Raw genomic sequence first — 15436 nt, 5'->3', positions numbered from 1 at the left:
ATATCATGAAAAAAATAACCGCAGTAGTACTTTTAGCAACGTCTTTTTTAGCTTTTTCGCAGCAAAAAAACCAAGCTAAACTTAAATATTTTTCTACAAAAGACAAAACGATTACCGTTTATACCACAGCTGAAAATACAGATTTACGATTAACACAAACCGATAAATTGAACTTTGGTACTTCAAAACAACCTTTGGAAACCGAGATTTCTGTTTTTGTGGAACCAACAAAAATGTTTCAAAAATTTATGGGAATTGGTGGCGCAATTACAGATGCCAGTGGTGAGGTTTTTGCAAAATTAAGCAAAGAGAAACAACAAGAATTTTTAAACGCCTACTATGATAAAGAAAAAGGAATTGGATATTCCTTGTTGCGGACCACCATTCATAGTTCGGATTTTAGTAGCGGTAGTTATACGTATATCAAAGAGGGTGACACGGATTTAAAGACATTCAATATTGATCATGACAAACAATATCGCATACCCATGATTAAAGAAGCCATAAAAACGGCGGGCGGGAAATTATTGCTTTATGTATCGCCATGGAGTCCTCCTGCTTTCATGAAAAGTAATGGCAACATGCTGAAAGGGGGTGCTTTACTTCCTGAATATTACCAGTCGTGGGCAAATTATTATACGAAGTTCATCAAAGCTTATGAGAAAGAAGGAATGCCAATTTGGGGAATAACCGTTCAAAACGAACCTATGGCAACGCAAACTTGGGAATCTTGCGTGTATTCGGCGGAAGCAGAAAGAGATTTCCTGAAGAATTTCCTTGGTCCAACAATGAAAAAACAAGGTTTAGGAGATAAAAAAATTGTGGTTTGGGATCATAATCGAGATTTGATGAACCATAGAGCCAATGTTATTTTCTCTGACCCGGAAGCTTCAAAATATGCTTGGGGAATGGGATTTCATTGGTATGAAACTTGGGCAGGAGGAGCCCCAATGTTTGATAATGTTCGAAAAGTACACGAAGCTTACCCCTCGAAAAATTTATTATTTACCGAAGGTTGCGTCGAAAGATTTGATGCTAAGAAATACCAATTATGGGCAAACGGAGAACGATACGGCACTTCTATGATTAACGATTTTAATAATGGAACTGTGGGTTGGACGGATTGGAACATTCTTTTGGACCAAAATGGCGGACCCAATCACGTAGGGAATTTTTGTTTTGCACCTATTCATGCCGATACTAATTCAGGAGAATTAATCTATACCCCGTCTTATTATTACATTGGGCATTTCTCAAAATTTATTCGACCAGATGCGAAGAGAATCAGCACAGCAGTAAGTCGAAGCAGTTTGATAAGTACGTCATTCCTTAATACAGATGGAAAAATGGTTACGGTGGTAATGAATCAAAGCGATAAAAAAGTCACATATAATTTAATCATTGCAACGGAGAAAACGGTCGTGATAATTCCGGCTCATGGGATTCAAACATTGGTTTACTAAATTCCAAAACTGCTTATTTTACTAGTATCCGCAGTAGTAATATCTAAATAGACGTCGCGAATTACACAAATTGTCACTGATTTTAAAAAAAAGTAATCGGTGATATGGCATTCAATCTGTGTGCTATTTTTTGTTGCTAGGTAACATTGTAAACAGGTATATATTTTAAAAAAAGAACTTTATGAAAAAAATAGTTTTAATAGCCTTTATTTCTTTTTCAGTTGCCTCGTTTGGACAAGGTTTTTTGCATAGAAATGGACAAGAAATTGTCGATGGGAATGACCAAAAAGTGATCTTGCGAGGTTTGGGATTGGGCGGATGGATGGTGCAGGAAGGTTATATGCTTCAAACCGGTTCGTTTGCTGGTCCTCAACATGTGATTAAGCAAAAAATAACGGATTTAATTGGTGCCAAAAATACCGAAAAATTTTATGATGCTTACAAAGCAAACGGAATAACTAAGAGAGATATTGATTCGTTAGCGGCTTGGGGATTTAATTCCGTTCGCTTGCCGATGCATTATAATTTATATACCTTGCCTATTGAACAAGAAGTGGTTTCAGGTCAAAATACGTGGCTGGAAGAGGGTTTTAAAATGACCGATGATTTATTGAAATGGTGTGCTGCGAATAAAATTTATTTGATTCTAGATTTGCATGCAGCTCCCGGCGGTCAGGGAAAAGATGCCAATATCTCAGATTATGACCCCGAAAAACCATCACTTTGGGAAAGTACAGCAAATCAGGATAAAATGGTGGCACTTTGGGAAAAGTTAGCAGTGCGTTACAAAGACAATCCTTGGATTGGAGCTTATGATATTATCAACGAGCCCAATTGGAATTTTACGGGAACGAATCAAAATGGTTGTGATGAAACGTCGAATGCGCCTTTAAAAGCGTTGCAAGTTCGAGTTACAAATGCGATTCGAGCCATTGATACAAATCATTTAATTTTCATTGAAGGAAATTGCTGGGGGAATAATTACAATGGTATGTTTCCGCTTTGGGATGAAAATATGGCGCTGAGTTTTCACAAATATTGGAATCAAAATAACACCGCGTCGATCCAAAAAATGTTGGACTACAGAACCCAATACAATGTGCCAATTTGGTTGGGAGAAAGTGGCGAAAACTCAAATGTTTGGTTCAAGGAAGCCATCTCTTTAATGGAGTCTAATAACATTGGTTGGGCTTTTTGGCCAATGAAAAAAATTGAAAGCTTAGCTGGAGTTACGTCAGTAACAAAAACTCCAAAATACGATCAATTGCTGGAATATTGGCAAAACGGAGGAAAAAAGCCAACAGTGGATTTTGCTAAAAACGCCTTACTGCAAATTGCTGAAAACTTCAAAATGAATAAACTGACTATTAGGCATGATGTGATTGATGCAATGTTCAGACAAGTTCAAACAACCGAAACAAAGAATTATAAAAATCATTCGTTGCCGGGGAGAATATTCGCAACAGAATATGATTTAGGACAAAACGGATTCGCGTATTTGGATAAAGATGTCGCTAATTATGATGGTACTAAATTTACCAAATGGAACAAAGGCGGAATGATGCGAAATGATGGGGTTGATATTCAGTCTTGTAACGATGCAATGACAAATGGATTTCATGTTGCGTTTATTGAAGATGGCGAATGGCTGCAATACACCGTTGAGGTGAACGCCAAAACTACTTTTGATGTTGCTATTCGGTATGCAAGTGATGTCGCTGGTGGGAAACTTTATTTAGAAGATGAAAATGGGAGAATTTCTGAAACAATAACAATTCCATCTTCAGGTGAAATAAATAATTGGAAAACGGTGACATTAAAAAATGTGGTTTTAAAACAAGGAATGAATAAAGTTAAAGTGCATTTTGAAAAAGGAAATTTCAATTTAAACTTTTTAGAATTCAAAATTCCAGTCGAGTTAAAAAAATGAAAGGCCATTTCCTACTCTTTGGATTATGGAATAAATGAATTTGATTATAAAAATAATAGTATTTAGAAATGAAAAAAATAGGAACTATAACTCTTTTATTGACTTGCTTTATTGCGTTGTCACAACAAAAAACAATTGACGAAAAAGTGAATGCGTTGTTGAAGCAAATGACACTTGAAGAGAAAATTGGGCAACTCAATCAATATACGGGAAATAATCAGGCGACAGGACCCATAACGATAAATCCAAATAAGGAAACCGAAATCAAAAAAGGTTTAATAGGCTCGATGTTGAATGTTATTGGTACTAAATATACCCGCCAATATCAGGAATTAGCGATGCAGTCGAGATTGAAAATTCCTTTGTTGTTTGGTCAGGATGTCGTTCATGGTTACAAAACTACTTTTCCAATTCCTTTGGCGGAAGCCGCAAGTTGGGATTTAGCCGCAATGGAACTTTCGGCTAGAATTGCTGCTGTCGAAGCATCGGCAAGTGGAATTCATTGGACATTTGCGCCCATGGTTGATATTGCTCGTGATCCGCGTTGGGGACGCGTAATGGAAGGCGCGGGAGAAGATACCTATTTAGGTTCTAAAATTGCTTATGCCAGAGTGAAAGGTTTTCAAGAAAAATTAGGCAATGTCAATTCGGTAATGGCTTGCGTGAAACATTTTGCGGCTTATGGCGCTGCAATTGGCGGGAGAGATTACAACTCAGTTGATATGAGCGAAAGAATGCTTTGGGAAACGTATTTGCCGCCTTTCAAATCTGCTTTGGATGCTGGTGCGGCCACTTTTATGAATTCATTTAATGACCTTAACGGAATTCCTGCAACCGGAAATAAATATTTACAACGCGACATTCTAAAAGAGAAATGGAACTTTCAAGGTTTTGTAGTTTCTGATTGGGGTTCGATCGGGGAAATGGTCAATCACGGATACTCAAAAGACACTAAAGAAGCTGCATTACAAGCCATAACAGCTGGAAGTGATATGGATATGGAAAGCAATGCTTATCGATACCATTTAGCGGAATTGGTTCAAGAAAACAAGGTGCCAATTACCTTGATTGATGACGCTGTAAAAAGAATTTTACGGAAGAAATTCGAATTAGGACTTTTTGACAATCCGTATAAATACTCCAATCTTGAAAGAGAACAAGCCGCAATGAATAATCCGGAGCACAGAAAAGCAGCAAGAATTATTGCAGCAAAAAGCATCGTATTGTTAAAAAACGTTATCCCGTCGGCGAGGGAGAAAAATATTTTACCCCTTTCCAAAGACACGAAAACAATTGCTTTTATTGGCCCTTTGGTAAAAGAACACAAACAAAATATGGGTTTTTGGGCGGTAGAATTACCAGAGTTGGATTATAATACACAAGTTGTTTCGCAGTGGGAAGGGGTGAAAAATAAGGTAGGTAGCTCCAGTAAATTGCTTTACGCCAAAGGGTGTGAGATCGATGGGGATAACAAAGATGGTTTTGCAGAAGCAGTCGCCATTGCCAATCAAGCGGATATCGTAATTTTAAGTATTGGTGAAAGAGCGGATATGAGTGGCGAGGCTAAAAGTCGTAGTAATATACATTTGCCAGGCGTTCAGGAAGAATTGGTAAAAGCAATTCAAGCGACCGGGAAACCGGTTGTGGTTTTAATTAACGCAGGAAGACCGCTTGTTTTCAATTGGACTGCTGATAATGTTCCCGCAATCCTGTATACTTGGTGGTTGGGTAGCGAAGCAGGAAATGCTATCGCGGATGTTTTGTTTGGTGATTACAATCCCTCGGGGAAATTGCCAATGACTTTTCCAAGAGCAGAAGGACAAATTCCTATTTATTACAATCATTTTAATACAGGAAGACCCGCTCCAAATGACACCGCTTTTAATTATGTTTCAGCGTATACGGATTTAAACAACAGCCCTAAATTTCCTTTTGGTTATGGATTAAGTTATACTACTTTTGAATATTCAGATTTAAAACTATCTAAAAATAAGATAAAGAGTACGGAAAAAATCACGGTTTCATTACACGTGAAAAATTCAGGAAATGTAGCTGGAGAAGAGGTGGTACAGCTGTATTTAAGAGACAAAGTAGGATCTGTGGTTCGGCCAATTATTGAGTTGAAAGATTTTCAAAAGATACAATTGAATGCGGGTGAAACTAAAGTGTTGGAATTTATCATAGACAAGGAAAAATTATCTTTTTACAATGCAGCTTTACAATGGATTACTGAACCAGGAGATTTTGATTTAATGATTGGCTCATCTTCGACAGATATTCGTTTGAAAAACACTTTTGAATTAGTAAAATAAAAAACCTCAATCGACAGTTTACCTATAAGTCCTGTCGATTGAGTTTTAAATACTTTTATAACAACATTTATTAATACTTTTTAATTTTGGTTGATAGCGGTCAAAATGCCATCAAGAGCTGCGTCTGCAAATTTCCCTCCTGATAAAAAAAAGAATTTATTTTTTGGCCTATTGGCTAACATTGCTTTTAAAAAAGTAGCTGCTTTTTTTTCCTCGTCCGTTTTGGTATTTTATTGGCACTTGTGAAACGTGTAACTCCATTAATAAAACCATTAGCAATTTCTTCTCTCAAAACTAAAACTTCAGAAATATATTGCCAGTTTCTTCCACCAATAAGGGCGCACTTCATACCTAATCTGAATAGTACACTATTTGAACATTATTGGATTTAAATTCAATTCCGAAAGGTTTATCCATTTTTTGTGCCGTAACAGTATTTTAAGAAGCGGCAACTGATAATGTTGTTGGAAAACAATGATGAATTACTTGATAGTCCATGCGTGGGTGTACGATTGTGATTCCAGTCTTGGTCCAATAATTAATGAAATGAATTTTTTAGCTGTTATTCACTATAAATAAGTTTTTTCATCGAATGGATTTGTTTCTTTGTCCTATCTTTTTGTTTTAAGATAAAAATAAAGAATGATAAGTTTTTAAAATTGTTACGTCCTTCAATTGCTTAAAAAAAATGAACTAAATTGCGTCTTTCGAAGGGTATAATTTAATTGCTAGAATAAATCACATGTTAAAAGCCATTTTAGATAATAAGGAAAAGTATCAACCGGGTTTGTCGATAGATTGTGTGATTTTTGGATTTCATGACAATCAGCTCAAAGTGTTGTTAATAAAAACAAAGTACAGTGATAAATGGGCGTTGCCGGGAGGGTTTGTGCCTGTAAATGAAGATATTGATCAGGCTGCAGTAACTGTTTTACATGGTAGAACTGGATTGAAAGGAATTTTTCTGAGGCAGTTTTCGACATTTGGCGCAGCCAGAAGGACTAGTGTTGTTGTCAGTAATTCAGTACTGGAATTTTACGGGATACCTTTAGGAGAAGGAAAATGGTATGCTAGCCGTTTTGTAACGGTTGGTTATTATGCGTTAGTCGATTTCTTGCAAACAATTCCGCAGCCTTTAGATAACAACGAAATTGTAGAGTGGATTGACCATAATGCGGTGCCAGAATTGATTTTAGATCACAGACAAATTCTGGATACAGCATTGGAAACCCTTCGTATGGAATTAAATTTAATGCCGGTAGGATATAATTTACTACCCGAAAAATTTACGATTCCAGAATTACAAAAATTATATGAAACCATCTTAGGTAGAAAACTCGACCGTAGAAATTTTCTACGTAAGATAACGGCAATCGGGATTTTAATAAAGCTGGACGAGAAGAAAAGTAATGTAGCCCACAAAGCCCCAAATTTATACAGTTTCGATAAAAAAAAATACGAAGAAGTCGTTAAAAACGGATTGACCCAAGGTTGGTAATTTAAAAAAAAAACATAAAAAACTCCATTATTTCTAATGGAGTTTTTTGTATATCGCTATTTTTTTCTTGTTGAGGTTATCTAATCTTTTTGTACAACCCCCAACTTTTGAACTTGATCCTATTTTAGGAGTGGACAATATTAGACATAAAAAAACTCCATTATTTCTAATGGAGTTTTTTGTGGGCGATGAGGGGTTCGAACCCCCGACCCCCTCGGTGTAAACGAGGTGCTCTGAACCAGCTGAGCTAATCGCCCTAATGCAATGTTAGTTACTTTCGTTTCCGTTATTGCGTGTGCAAATATACGCCACTTTTCTAGATTTGCAAGTAAAAACCAAAAAAATTATAAAATTTCTGCAACTACAAAGGTGCTGCCGCCAATGTATATAAAATCAGATTTCCCAGCGTTTTCAATTGCTTTTTGATAAGCCTCTGAAACAGAATAGTATACTTCTCCTACTAATTCAAAAGTTGCTGCTTTTTGTTTTAGAATTACAGCATCTAGTCCGCGAGGAATATTTGGTTTGCAAAAGTAATACTTGGCTTTTTTTGGAAATAAAGGTAGAATTTCATCTAAATCTTTGTCGTTTACGACTCCCAAAACGATATGTAGATCATCAAATTCTTCTTTTTGTATTTGTTTTAAAACAATTTCCAATCCGTTTTTGTTGTGTGCGGTATCGCAAATAACTTTTGGAAATTCATTGATCTGTTGCCATCTGCCTTGAAGGTCTGTGTTTCGTACAACTTGTAATAATCCGGATTTTATGTTTTCTGGAGTAATTATAAATTCCTTTTGGGCATTTAAAACAGCAATAGTCTGTAAAACTGTTTTCTTGTTTTGCATCTGATAATCACCAATTAAATCAGAAGGATAGGTTTCTAAAATCAAATCAGAAGCAAAATAGATTTCTGAAGTGCATTCTTTGGCTTTAGCCAGAAAAACGGGTTTGGTATTAAGTGAGTATTCGCCAATTACTATTGGAATATTAGGTTTTATGATGCCCGCTTTTTCAAATGCGATAGCTTCCAGCGTGTTGCCCAAAAACTGGATGTGATCCAGTCCTATATTTGTTATTACTGAAACGAGAGGGGTAATGATATTGGTTGCATCCAGTCTTCCGCCCATTCCCACTTCAATAACGGCGATGTCTACTTTTTCTTTGGAGAAATAATCAAAAGCCAATCCAACGGTCATTTCAAAAAAACTCATGTCATTGGATTCAAAAAAACTTTTGTGTTTATTGATGAAATCAGTGACAAATTCTTCAGAAATATCTTTTCCGTTAATTTTTATGCGTTCCCGAAAATCTTTTAAATGTGGGGAAGTGTACAATCCAACTTTATACCCGGCTTCTTGAAGTATGGATGCCAACATGTGTGATGTGGAGCCTTTTCCATTAGTCCCCCCAACATGAATGCACTTTATTTTTTCCTGTGGATTATCAAGATGAGTTAAGAGTAAATACGTGTTGGTTAAATCTTTTTTGTAGGCCGAAGCGCCCTGAAGCTGGTACATCGGGAGCTGATTAAACATCCAATTTGTGGTTTCCTGATAATTCATTTTTGTAATAAAATAGGGGTTGTTTAAAATATTTTTCGATTTTTTTAGTTTAATAGTACATCGAAAAGTATCTTTAGTGCAAAATTGAAATAATTTTTAGAATTAATGATTAAAATACAGTAATATTATATGTTTAGTTTTATACAATTACAGGCCGACACAATTACCAACGCTGCTTCAAACGTAGTTATCGAAAAAATTGCTCCAAATACCGAAATATCTACTTTAGGATTTCTTTTAAAAGGCGGTGTGTGGCTTATCCCAATTGGGATTCTCTTATTTTACACTTTTTATTTGATTATTGAACGCTATTTGTTTGTCAGTAAAGCATCCAAAATTGATACTCTTTTGATGCGTGATGTACGCGATAATTTAAATTCAGGAAATCTTGATTTGGCTCGATCTATTGCCGAACGAAATAATACTGCGTCAGGAAATATTATCAAAGAAGGAATTCTGGTAATAGGAAGACCTATTGTTGAGATTGAATCCAATATGGATCGTGCTGCCGATATCGAAATCGGAGAAATGGAAAAGCATTTAGGCCATCTGGGACTTATTGCCGGAATTGCGCCCACGTTAGGGTTTATTGGAACGATCTCAGGAGTTATAAAAATATTTTACAGCATTTCGGTAACTGAAAATATTAGTATCGGTAATATTTCCGGAGGATTGTATGAAAAAATGATCAGTAGTGGTGCTGGATTAATCGTTGGTATTATCGCCTACAGCGGGTATCATTTATTAAACGGCAAGATTGATAATTTTGCTTTAAAAATTCAAAAACAAATATTAGAGTTTGTAAATATTATTCAAAGATCGTAACATGTCTATAAAACGTAAAAGAAGATTTCATGCCGAGGTCGCGACTTCTTCATTAAGTGATATTATGTTTTTTCTGTTGTTGTTTTTCTTGATTATATCAACCTTGGCTAATCCTAATGTTATCAAGATGACGTTGCCAAAAGCACAATCTAACGAGAAGACGAACAAGCAATACATTAGCTTATCCGTTACTGAGGATAAAAAATTCTACATCGACAAACAGCCTGTTTCATTTGAAGAACTGGAAACTACGCTGATGTCTAAAATGAGCTCAACGAAGGATCAAACGGTTATTGTTCGTATTCCATTCAATTTGCAAGTACAAGACTTAGTCGATGTACTGCAAATAGGAGTAAAAAACAATCTGAAGTTTGTGATTGCTACCAGTCCCAAGTAAGCTTTATTGAGCGTTTTTAAGAAGCAATTGTTTCATTTGGGCGTGACCACAATATGAAAAGGGGCTAATCAACTTTATGCTGATTAGCCCCTTTTCATATTGCGGTCGGGCTATCCGCAGTACTTCGGTACTTGCTGCTATCCCTCACGCAGATTCGTGATCTGCCAGATTATTTTTGCTTTCATCGCGAGGAACGAAGCAATCTTTCTTGTTGCTCTCGTTAAGCGATGGCGCCCGTTCCTCGCGATGACGAGAAAATGTATTGTTTAAAAAACGAAAAAGTACTGCTCCTAATTGTTTTAATTCAAATTGAAATTGTAAACAATCTTACCTACTTGTTTTTCCGGAGCATCGCTGCTGGCATCCCATCTCGTATTCATAGCAGCAATTCGGGCTTGATCTAGTAAACATTTTGCGGTATTAGTGGTTCCTTTTACACCGGCAACAGCATTCACAGTCCTTCCGGTTCGATCTACCGATACTTCAACAACAACTTTTCCTTGTTCATTACACGTGTATTTTGGTGCGGGTTTAGAAACTGCTTTTCTGTTTCCTAACGAATATCCAACTCCGCCGCCAGAACCACTCCCTGTTCCGCCGCCGCTTCCGGAGCCATAGCCACTGCCAGTGCCTATTCCAGTTCCACTGCCGTTTCCTCCACCTGTTCCTCCACCAGAACCACCTGTTCCATAATAACCGTTAGAACTTAAGCTTCCGTTAGATTTTCCTTTGTTTCCAGCTGTTTTATCATCCCCATCACCGCCTTTATTGGAGCCCTTCATGATGCTCGATAAAGCATCATTTGTATTGTTGGAAACTTTAGGTTTTACAACCACGGGTTTTGTTTCTTCTTTTACAACTACTGTTGGTTTTTTAGTTTTTTCTTTCGTCGGAATCACAACACTTTCCTCGGTGCTGTTTTCTTGCGATAAAATAGCTTCGTCCGGAGTTGATTTTGCAGGCGTTTGTCTGGTTAGGTTTTTTACTTCTAAAATTTCACTCTTATAATCTGCTCCAGAACCGAAATCGCTGTCGCCAAAATTCACCGTAACGCCACCGCCACCGCCGCCACCGGCAAGTTCATCCATGTTTGCGGGAGGCCAAAATCGGATGAAAAATAAAATCAGCAACATTGTCGCATACAAAAGAATGGATATTGCTAAGGATTTCTTTTGATCTGATGAAATGGTGGAACTCATTTGTATTTTAAATTTTAAAAAGTGTACTACTAAAAAACGTTGAAAAGTACTAAAAATTGTTAAGAGTAAAAAGCTACTGCTGGAATATAAATAAGATCGCTTTCGCTTAAAACTAAAAAAAAAGAAAAGGGACTAAAAAGATTATAAAATCTTCTTCATCCCAGTTCCGATAAATATTAAAGAATAATCCGTTGGATAATAGTAATAAAAATTTAAATTAATTTTAAATAAAAAAATTGAACCACATAGAAACATAGAAAAAAAGAGTCAGATAGCCCAATTCTTGGGTTCACCTAGCTATGGTTTTTACTAAAAAAGTGAAACGCCTTCCTTAATGTAAAAATCTATGTTTCTATGTGGTTAAAAAATTAAACAAATTGAATTACACCCATCGGCTTAAAGAATACTATTTTAATTTAAGTAAGCTGCTTTAGTGCAATTTCAAAAGCAGTGGCACTAATATTTGTTTTACTTGGATTTAAAGCATGCGCTTTTTCGATTGCTTTTTTGATGATTTCTGAGGTGTCTTGGAAAATAGCTTCATCCGTCATTTGTACTTTCTTTTCCATGAAATAGGCAAAAACACGCGCCATCCCACAATTAGAAATAAAGTCAGGAATCAAACTCACTTTATGATCTACATCTTCCATAATTGGACCGAAAAATATTGCTGCATCGGCAAAAGGTACATTCGCACCACAGGAAATTACTTCAAGACCATTTGCAATTAAGCTGTCAATTTGTGATTGAGTGACCAATCGGGAAGCGGCACACGGAGTGAATATTTCAGCACCGATTGTCCATATTTTTTGATTGATTTCTTCAAACGGAATCATGTTCTCAGCAACTAGTTTGTTTCCGTCTTTGGCTAAAAATAAAGCTCTAATTTCTTCGAAAGAGAATCCTTCGTCGTTTATTATTCCACCATCTCTGTCGATGATACCAATTACTTTAGCACCCATTTCGGCTAAGTAAAATGCGGCAGCTGACCCTACGTTTCCAAAACCTTGAACGATTGCTTTCTTTCCTTTCACATCTCCACCATAAATCGTGTAATAATTACGAACGGCTTCAGCAACACCATAACCGGTAATCATATCGGCAACAGTATATTTTTTGGAAACATCAGGTGAGAATTTTGGATTTTCAATCACCTTCACCACACCTTGACGTAACTGCCCAATTCTGTTGATTTTATCTGCTTCGGTCGGTTTGAAATGTCCGTTAAAAACACCTTCTTGGGGATGCCAAACTCCACATTCCTCCGTCATAGGAATTACTTCGTGAATTTCATCTACATTCAAATCGCCGCCAGTTCCGTAGTAACTCTTTAATAAAGGAGAAACGGCTTTATACCAACGTTGTAAAACGCCTTTTTTTCTTGGATCATTCGGATCAAAATTAATTCCAGATTTAGCGCCTCCAATTGCAGGTCCAGAAACCGAAAATTTCACTTCCATGGTTTTTGCCAAAGACAAAACTTCATTCATATCCAACCCTTTTCTCATACGAGTACCACCACCGGCAGCGCCACCACGTAGCGAATTAATGACGGTCCATCCTTCAGCTTCCGTTTCTGTATCTTTCCAATGGAAAACTATTTCAGGTTCTTTATTTTCGAATTTCTTTAATAAATCTTTCATTTGTTGCGATATGTTTAATTTTGGCAAATATAAAAAATAGAATAATGTGAATTATCTATTTTTAATTTTATTTAGGAGAATAAATAGTTCCAGAACTGTGATCTTTTTTTGCTCCTGTAACGCTATTCAAAACATTGATTTCTCCGCGTAATTTTAAAACACCGAGTAATGCAAAAATCAACGCTTCTTTGAATTCCAATATTTTACCTGAAGGAATTATGATTTTCATTTCTGGTAAATGATATTGAATTCTCTCGATGAGAAAATCATTGTAAGCGCCACCGCCAGTTATAAAAAGACTGCCGTTTTTATTTGGCAAAGCCAAAGTAATTTGCAAAGCCACGTGTTCCGTAAAGGTGTATAATTTGTCTTTAATTGGAATGGAATAACTTTCGAAAATAGGCAAAATAATTTCTTTTACAAATTCGAAACCCAATGATTTAGGATGTTTTTTTTGGTAGTATTCCAAAGCATTTAATCCATTTAATAAATCTTCGTTACAAATTCCGGTTCTTGAAATACTGCCTTTGTCATCATAATCCAATCCCAATTGATTGGCATAAAAATTTAAAACAGTGTTCACAGGTGAAATATCAAAGGCGATTCTTTTGTTATTTTGTTCAAAAGATATATTCGAAAAACCACCTAAATTCATGCAGTAGTCATACTCAGGAAATAAAATTCGATCACCAATAGGAACCAAAGGCGCGCCTTGACCGCCCAGTTGTACATCCTGAACCCTAAAATCACAAACTACCGTTTGGATAATTAAGTCCGCAATTTCAGGCAAGTTGCCAATTTGTAAAGTAAATCCGTTTTGTGGTTGGTGTAAAATAGTGTGTCCGTGGGAACAAACGGCGTTGAGATTTTTTATTTCGTATTTTTTAATAAAACTTGAAATAATCGTACCCAAAAGTTGCGTATAATCTCGGTTCAATTGCTCTAGTTGAGTTTTAGAAAAATCGACGGCTATTTTTAATTTGTTTAACCAATCGGTTGTATAAGAAATAGTTTCAGATTCCAAGATTTCAAATTCCCACTTATTATTTTTTACAGTAAAGACAATGTGTGCCAAATCTACGCCGTCCAGCGAAGTTCCGGACATGACTCCTATTATAGTATAGTTTTCTTTAAACATAGGCTAAATTTACGAAATCGTTTGAAATCTGATATTTAATAATTACTTTTGATGACAAATTTAAGAACAATTAATTTACAATAAAAATATGGATTTTAATCTAACTGAAGAGCATTTAATGATTCAGCAAGCCGCTAAAGATTTTGCAGTATCAGAATTATTACCAGGCGTAATTGAACGTGATGAACATTCAAAATTCCCAACTGAGCAGGTGAAAATGATGGCGGATTTAGGTTTTATGGGAATGATGGTAGATCCTAAATATGGTGGATCTGGTTTGGACAGCATCTCTTATGTTTTGGCAATGACAGAAATCGCAAAAGTTGATGCTTCGGCAGCTGTAATCATGTCAGTAAATAACTCTTTAGTTTGTGCTGGTCTTGAAAAATATTGCAGTGAAGAGCAAAAAATGAAATATTTAGTGCCGCTTGCCAAAGGAGAAGTGATTGGTGCTTTTTGTTTGTCAGAGCCAGAAGCGGGAAGCGATGCGACTTCGCAAAAAACTACAGCTATTGACAAAGGCGATCATTATTTGTTGAATGGAACTAAAAACTGGATCACTAATGGGTCAACTGCATCCACTTATTTAGTAATTGCCCAAACGGATATTGAAAAAGGACACAAAGGAATTAATGCTTTTATCGTAGAGAAAGGTTGGGCTGGATTTGATATTGGTCCAAAAGAGAAAAAAATGGGAATTCGTGGAAGCGATACGCATTCTTTAATGTTTACGGATGTAAAGGTTCCTAAAGAAAATAGAATTGGTGCCGACGGATTTGGATTTGCTTTTGCAATGAATGTTTTAAACGGCGGAAGAATAGGAATTGCCTCACAAGCGTTAGGAATTGCAACTGGTGCTTATGAAATTGCATTGAAATATTCGCATGAGAGAAAAGCCTTTGGAAAAGAAATTTTCAACCATCAGGCAATCGCTTTTAAACTGGCTGATATGTACGTCAAAGTAACTGCAGCAAAATTATTGGTGATGAAAGCGGCTTGCGAAAAAGATGAAGGTAAAGATATTGCGCATTCTGGAGCGATGGCAAAATTGTACGCCTCAGAAATTGCTTTGGAAGTGGCCAATGAAGCTGTTCAAATTCACGGTGGAAATGGTTATGTAGCAGAATATCATGTGGAACGTATGATGCGTGACTCTAAAATTACTCAAATTTATGAAGGAACTTCTGAAATACAACGAATTGTAATTTCAAGAGGATTAGTTTCGTAAATAAAACAAAATAATTATGGAAATCCTTTCTAATTTCGGTTGGAAAGGATTTTGTTTTTTTAATATATTTACGGAAAGAATTTTTTTTAGACACTATTAAATTTAAAAGGCAATGCGGAGTTGATTGCGACTATTTTAATTTTAAACCGAAGAACTCCGTTGTTTGGCGCTGCAGTGTGTTACGGAAATGCGGTTAATTCAATTTTTGTTACTCTGTTTGTACTTAAAAAGGAAGTAA

Annotated in this window: 11 protein-coding genes and 1 tRNA gene; 7 read left to right on the top strand and 5 right to left on the bottom strand. The window is 36.2% G+C overall.

Translation table 11 applies throughout. The annotated features are described in order from the left end of the window. Positions 1–5: 5 nt before the first annotated feature. The 4 genes from BMZ76_RS05540 (at position 6) to BMZ76_RS05525 (ending at position 7203) form a co-directional block, all read left to right on the top strand. A complete protein-coding gene (locus BMZ76_RS05540) occupies positions 6–1463 on the top strand; it encodes a glycoside hydrolase family 30 protein (RefSeq protein WP_091203719.1) in 1458 nt (485 codons plus the stop codon). 181 nt (positions 1464–1644) lie between these two features. Further along, the gene (locus BMZ76_RS05535; RefSeq protein ID WP_091203718.1) at positions 1645–3393 is read left to right on the top strand and encodes a cellulase family glycosylhydrolase; all 1749 of its coding nucleotides are present in this window, start codon (positions 1645–1647) and stop codon (positions 3391–3393) included. Between the two features lie 68 nt (positions 3394–3461). Next, positions 3462–5705, top strand: a complete 2244-nt coding sequence (gene bglX / locus BMZ76_RS05530) for a beta-glucosidase BglX (RefSeq protein WP_091203717.1) — start codon at positions 3462–3464, stop codon at positions 5703–5705. A 742-nt stretch (positions 5706–6447) separates the two neighbouring features. Next, entirely contained in the window at positions 6448–7203 is a 756-nt protein-coding gene (locus tag BMZ76_RS05525) for an NUDIX hydrolase (protein ID WP_091203716.1), read from the top strand. A 182-nt stretch (positions 7204–7385) separates the two neighbouring features. On the opposite strand, the gene BMZ76_RS05520 is transcribed toward BMZ76_RS05525, so the two are convergent. Both BMZ76_RS05520 and BMZ76_RS05515 read right to left on the bottom strand, forming a co-directional pair. Beyond that, positions 7386–7460, bottom strand: a tRNA-Val gene (locus BMZ76_RS05520). Positions 7461–7547: 87 nt separating this feature from the next. Next, entirely contained in the window at positions 7548–8768 is a 1221-nt protein-coding gene (locus BMZ76_RS05515; protein WP_091203715.1) for a bifunctional folylpolyglutamate synthase/dihydrofolate synthase, read from the bottom strand. A gap of 129 nt (positions 8769–8897) precedes the next feature. On the opposite strand from BMZ76_RS05515, the gene BMZ76_RS05510 reads away from it, so the two are divergent. Both BMZ76_RS05510 and BMZ76_RS05505 read left to right on the top strand, forming a co-directional pair. Continuing rightward, positions 8898–9593, top strand: coding sequence for a MotA/TolQ/ExbB proton channel family protein (locus BMZ76_RS05510; RefSeq protein WP_091203714.1), 696 nt, complete (start codon positions 8898–8900; stop codon positions 9591–9593). 1 nt (position 9594) lies between these two features. Beyond that, a complete protein-coding gene (locus tag BMZ76_RS05505) occupies positions 9595–9990 on the top strand; it encodes an ExbD/TolR family protein (protein ID WP_091203713.1) in 396 nt (131 codons plus the stop codon). A gap of 299 nt (positions 9991–10289) precedes the next feature. Here BMZ76_RS05505 and BMZ76_RS05500 read toward each other — a convergent pair whose 3' ends face one another. The 3 genes from BMZ76_RS05500 to BMZ76_RS05490 form a co-directional block, all read right to left on the bottom strand. Further along, the gene (locus BMZ76_RS05500) at positions 10290–11189 is read right to left on the bottom strand and encodes a hypothetical protein (protein WP_091203712.1); all 900 of its coding nucleotides are present in this window, start codon (positions 11187–11189) and stop codon (positions 10290–10292) included. 416 nt (positions 11190–11605) lie between these two features. Then, positions 11606–12832 carry a Glu/Leu/Phe/Val dehydrogenase dimerization domain-containing protein gene (locus BMZ76_RS05495; RefSeq protein WP_091203711.1) on the bottom strand — a complete coding sequence of 409 codons (1227 nt, stop codon included), beginning with the start codon at positions 12830–12832 and terminating at the stop codon, positions 11606–11608. A gap of 67 nt (positions 12833–12899) precedes the next feature. Continuing rightward, complete coding sequence (locus tag BMZ76_RS05490) at positions 12900–13970, bottom strand: anhydro-N-acetylmuramic acid kinase (RefSeq protein WP_091203710.1); 1071 nt, start codon at positions 13968–13970, stop codon at positions 12900–12902. Between the two features lie 88 nt (positions 13971–14058). On the opposite strand from BMZ76_RS05490, the gene BMZ76_RS05485 reads away from it, so the two are divergent. Then, positions 14059–15198 (top strand): acyl-CoA dehydrogenase family protein, encoded by a 1140-nt coding sequence (locus BMZ76_RS05485; protein ID WP_091203709.1) that lies wholly within the window; start codon positions 14059–14061, stop codon positions 15196–15198. Positions 15199–15436 lie beyond the last annotated feature (238 nt).

The organism is Flavobacterium xueshanense (assembly GCF_900112975.1).
In the GTDB taxonomy this organism is placed as follows: domain Bacteria; phylum Bacteroidota; class Bacteroidia; order Flavobacteriales; family Flavobacteriaceae; genus Flavobacterium; species Flavobacterium xueshanense.
The sequence above is the reverse complement of the archived record's forward strand: the minus strand, read 5'-3'. Positions and strand labels throughout refer to the sequence as shown.

Excerpts from the sequence above, each read along its gene's own strand:
- bglX (WP_091203717.1), top strand. The coding sequence starts at position 3,462 with ATGAAAAAAATAGGAACTATAACTCTTTTATTGACTTGCTTTATTGCG.
- BMZ76_RS05535 (WP_091203718.1), top strand. The coding sequence starts at position 1,645 with ATGAAAAAAATAGTTTTAATAGCCTTTATTTCTTTTTCAGTTGCCTCG.
- BMZ76_RS05510 (WP_091203714.1), top strand. The coding sequence starts at position 8,898 with ATGTTTAGTTTTATACAATTACAGGCCGACACAATTACCAACGCTGCT.
- BMZ76_RS05495 (WP_091203711.1), bottom strand. The coding sequence starts at position 12,832 with ATGAAAGATTTATTAAAGAAATTCGAAAATAAAGAACCTGAAATAGTT.
- BMZ76_RS05485 (WP_091203709.1), top strand. The coding sequence starts at position 14,059 with ATGGATTTTAATCTAACTGAAGAGCATTTAATGATTCAGCAAGCCGCT.
- BMZ76_RS05525 (WP_091203716.1), top strand. The coding sequence starts at position 6,448 with ATGTTAAAAGCCATTTTAGATAATAAGGAAAAGTATCAACCGGGTTTG.
- BMZ76_RS05500 (WP_091203712.1), bottom strand. The coding sequence starts at position 11,189 with ATGAGTTCCACCATTTCATCAGATCAAAAGAAATCCTTAGCAATATCC.
- BMZ76_RS05490 (WP_091203710.1), bottom strand. The coding sequence starts at position 13,970 with ATGTTTAAAGAAAACTATACTATAATAGGAGTCATGTCCGGAACTTCG.
- BMZ76_RS05505 (WP_091203713.1), top strand. The coding sequence starts at position 9,595 with ATGTCTATAAAACGTAAAAGAAGATTTCATGCCGAGGTCGCGACTTCT.
- BMZ76_RS05540 (WP_091203719.1), top strand. The coding sequence starts at position 6 with ATGAAAAAAATAACCGCAGTAGTACTTTTAGCAACGTCTTTTTTAGCT.
- BMZ76_RS05515 (WP_091203715.1), bottom strand. The coding sequence starts at position 8,768 with ATGAATTATCAGGAAACCACAAATTGGATGTTTAATCAGCTCCCGATG.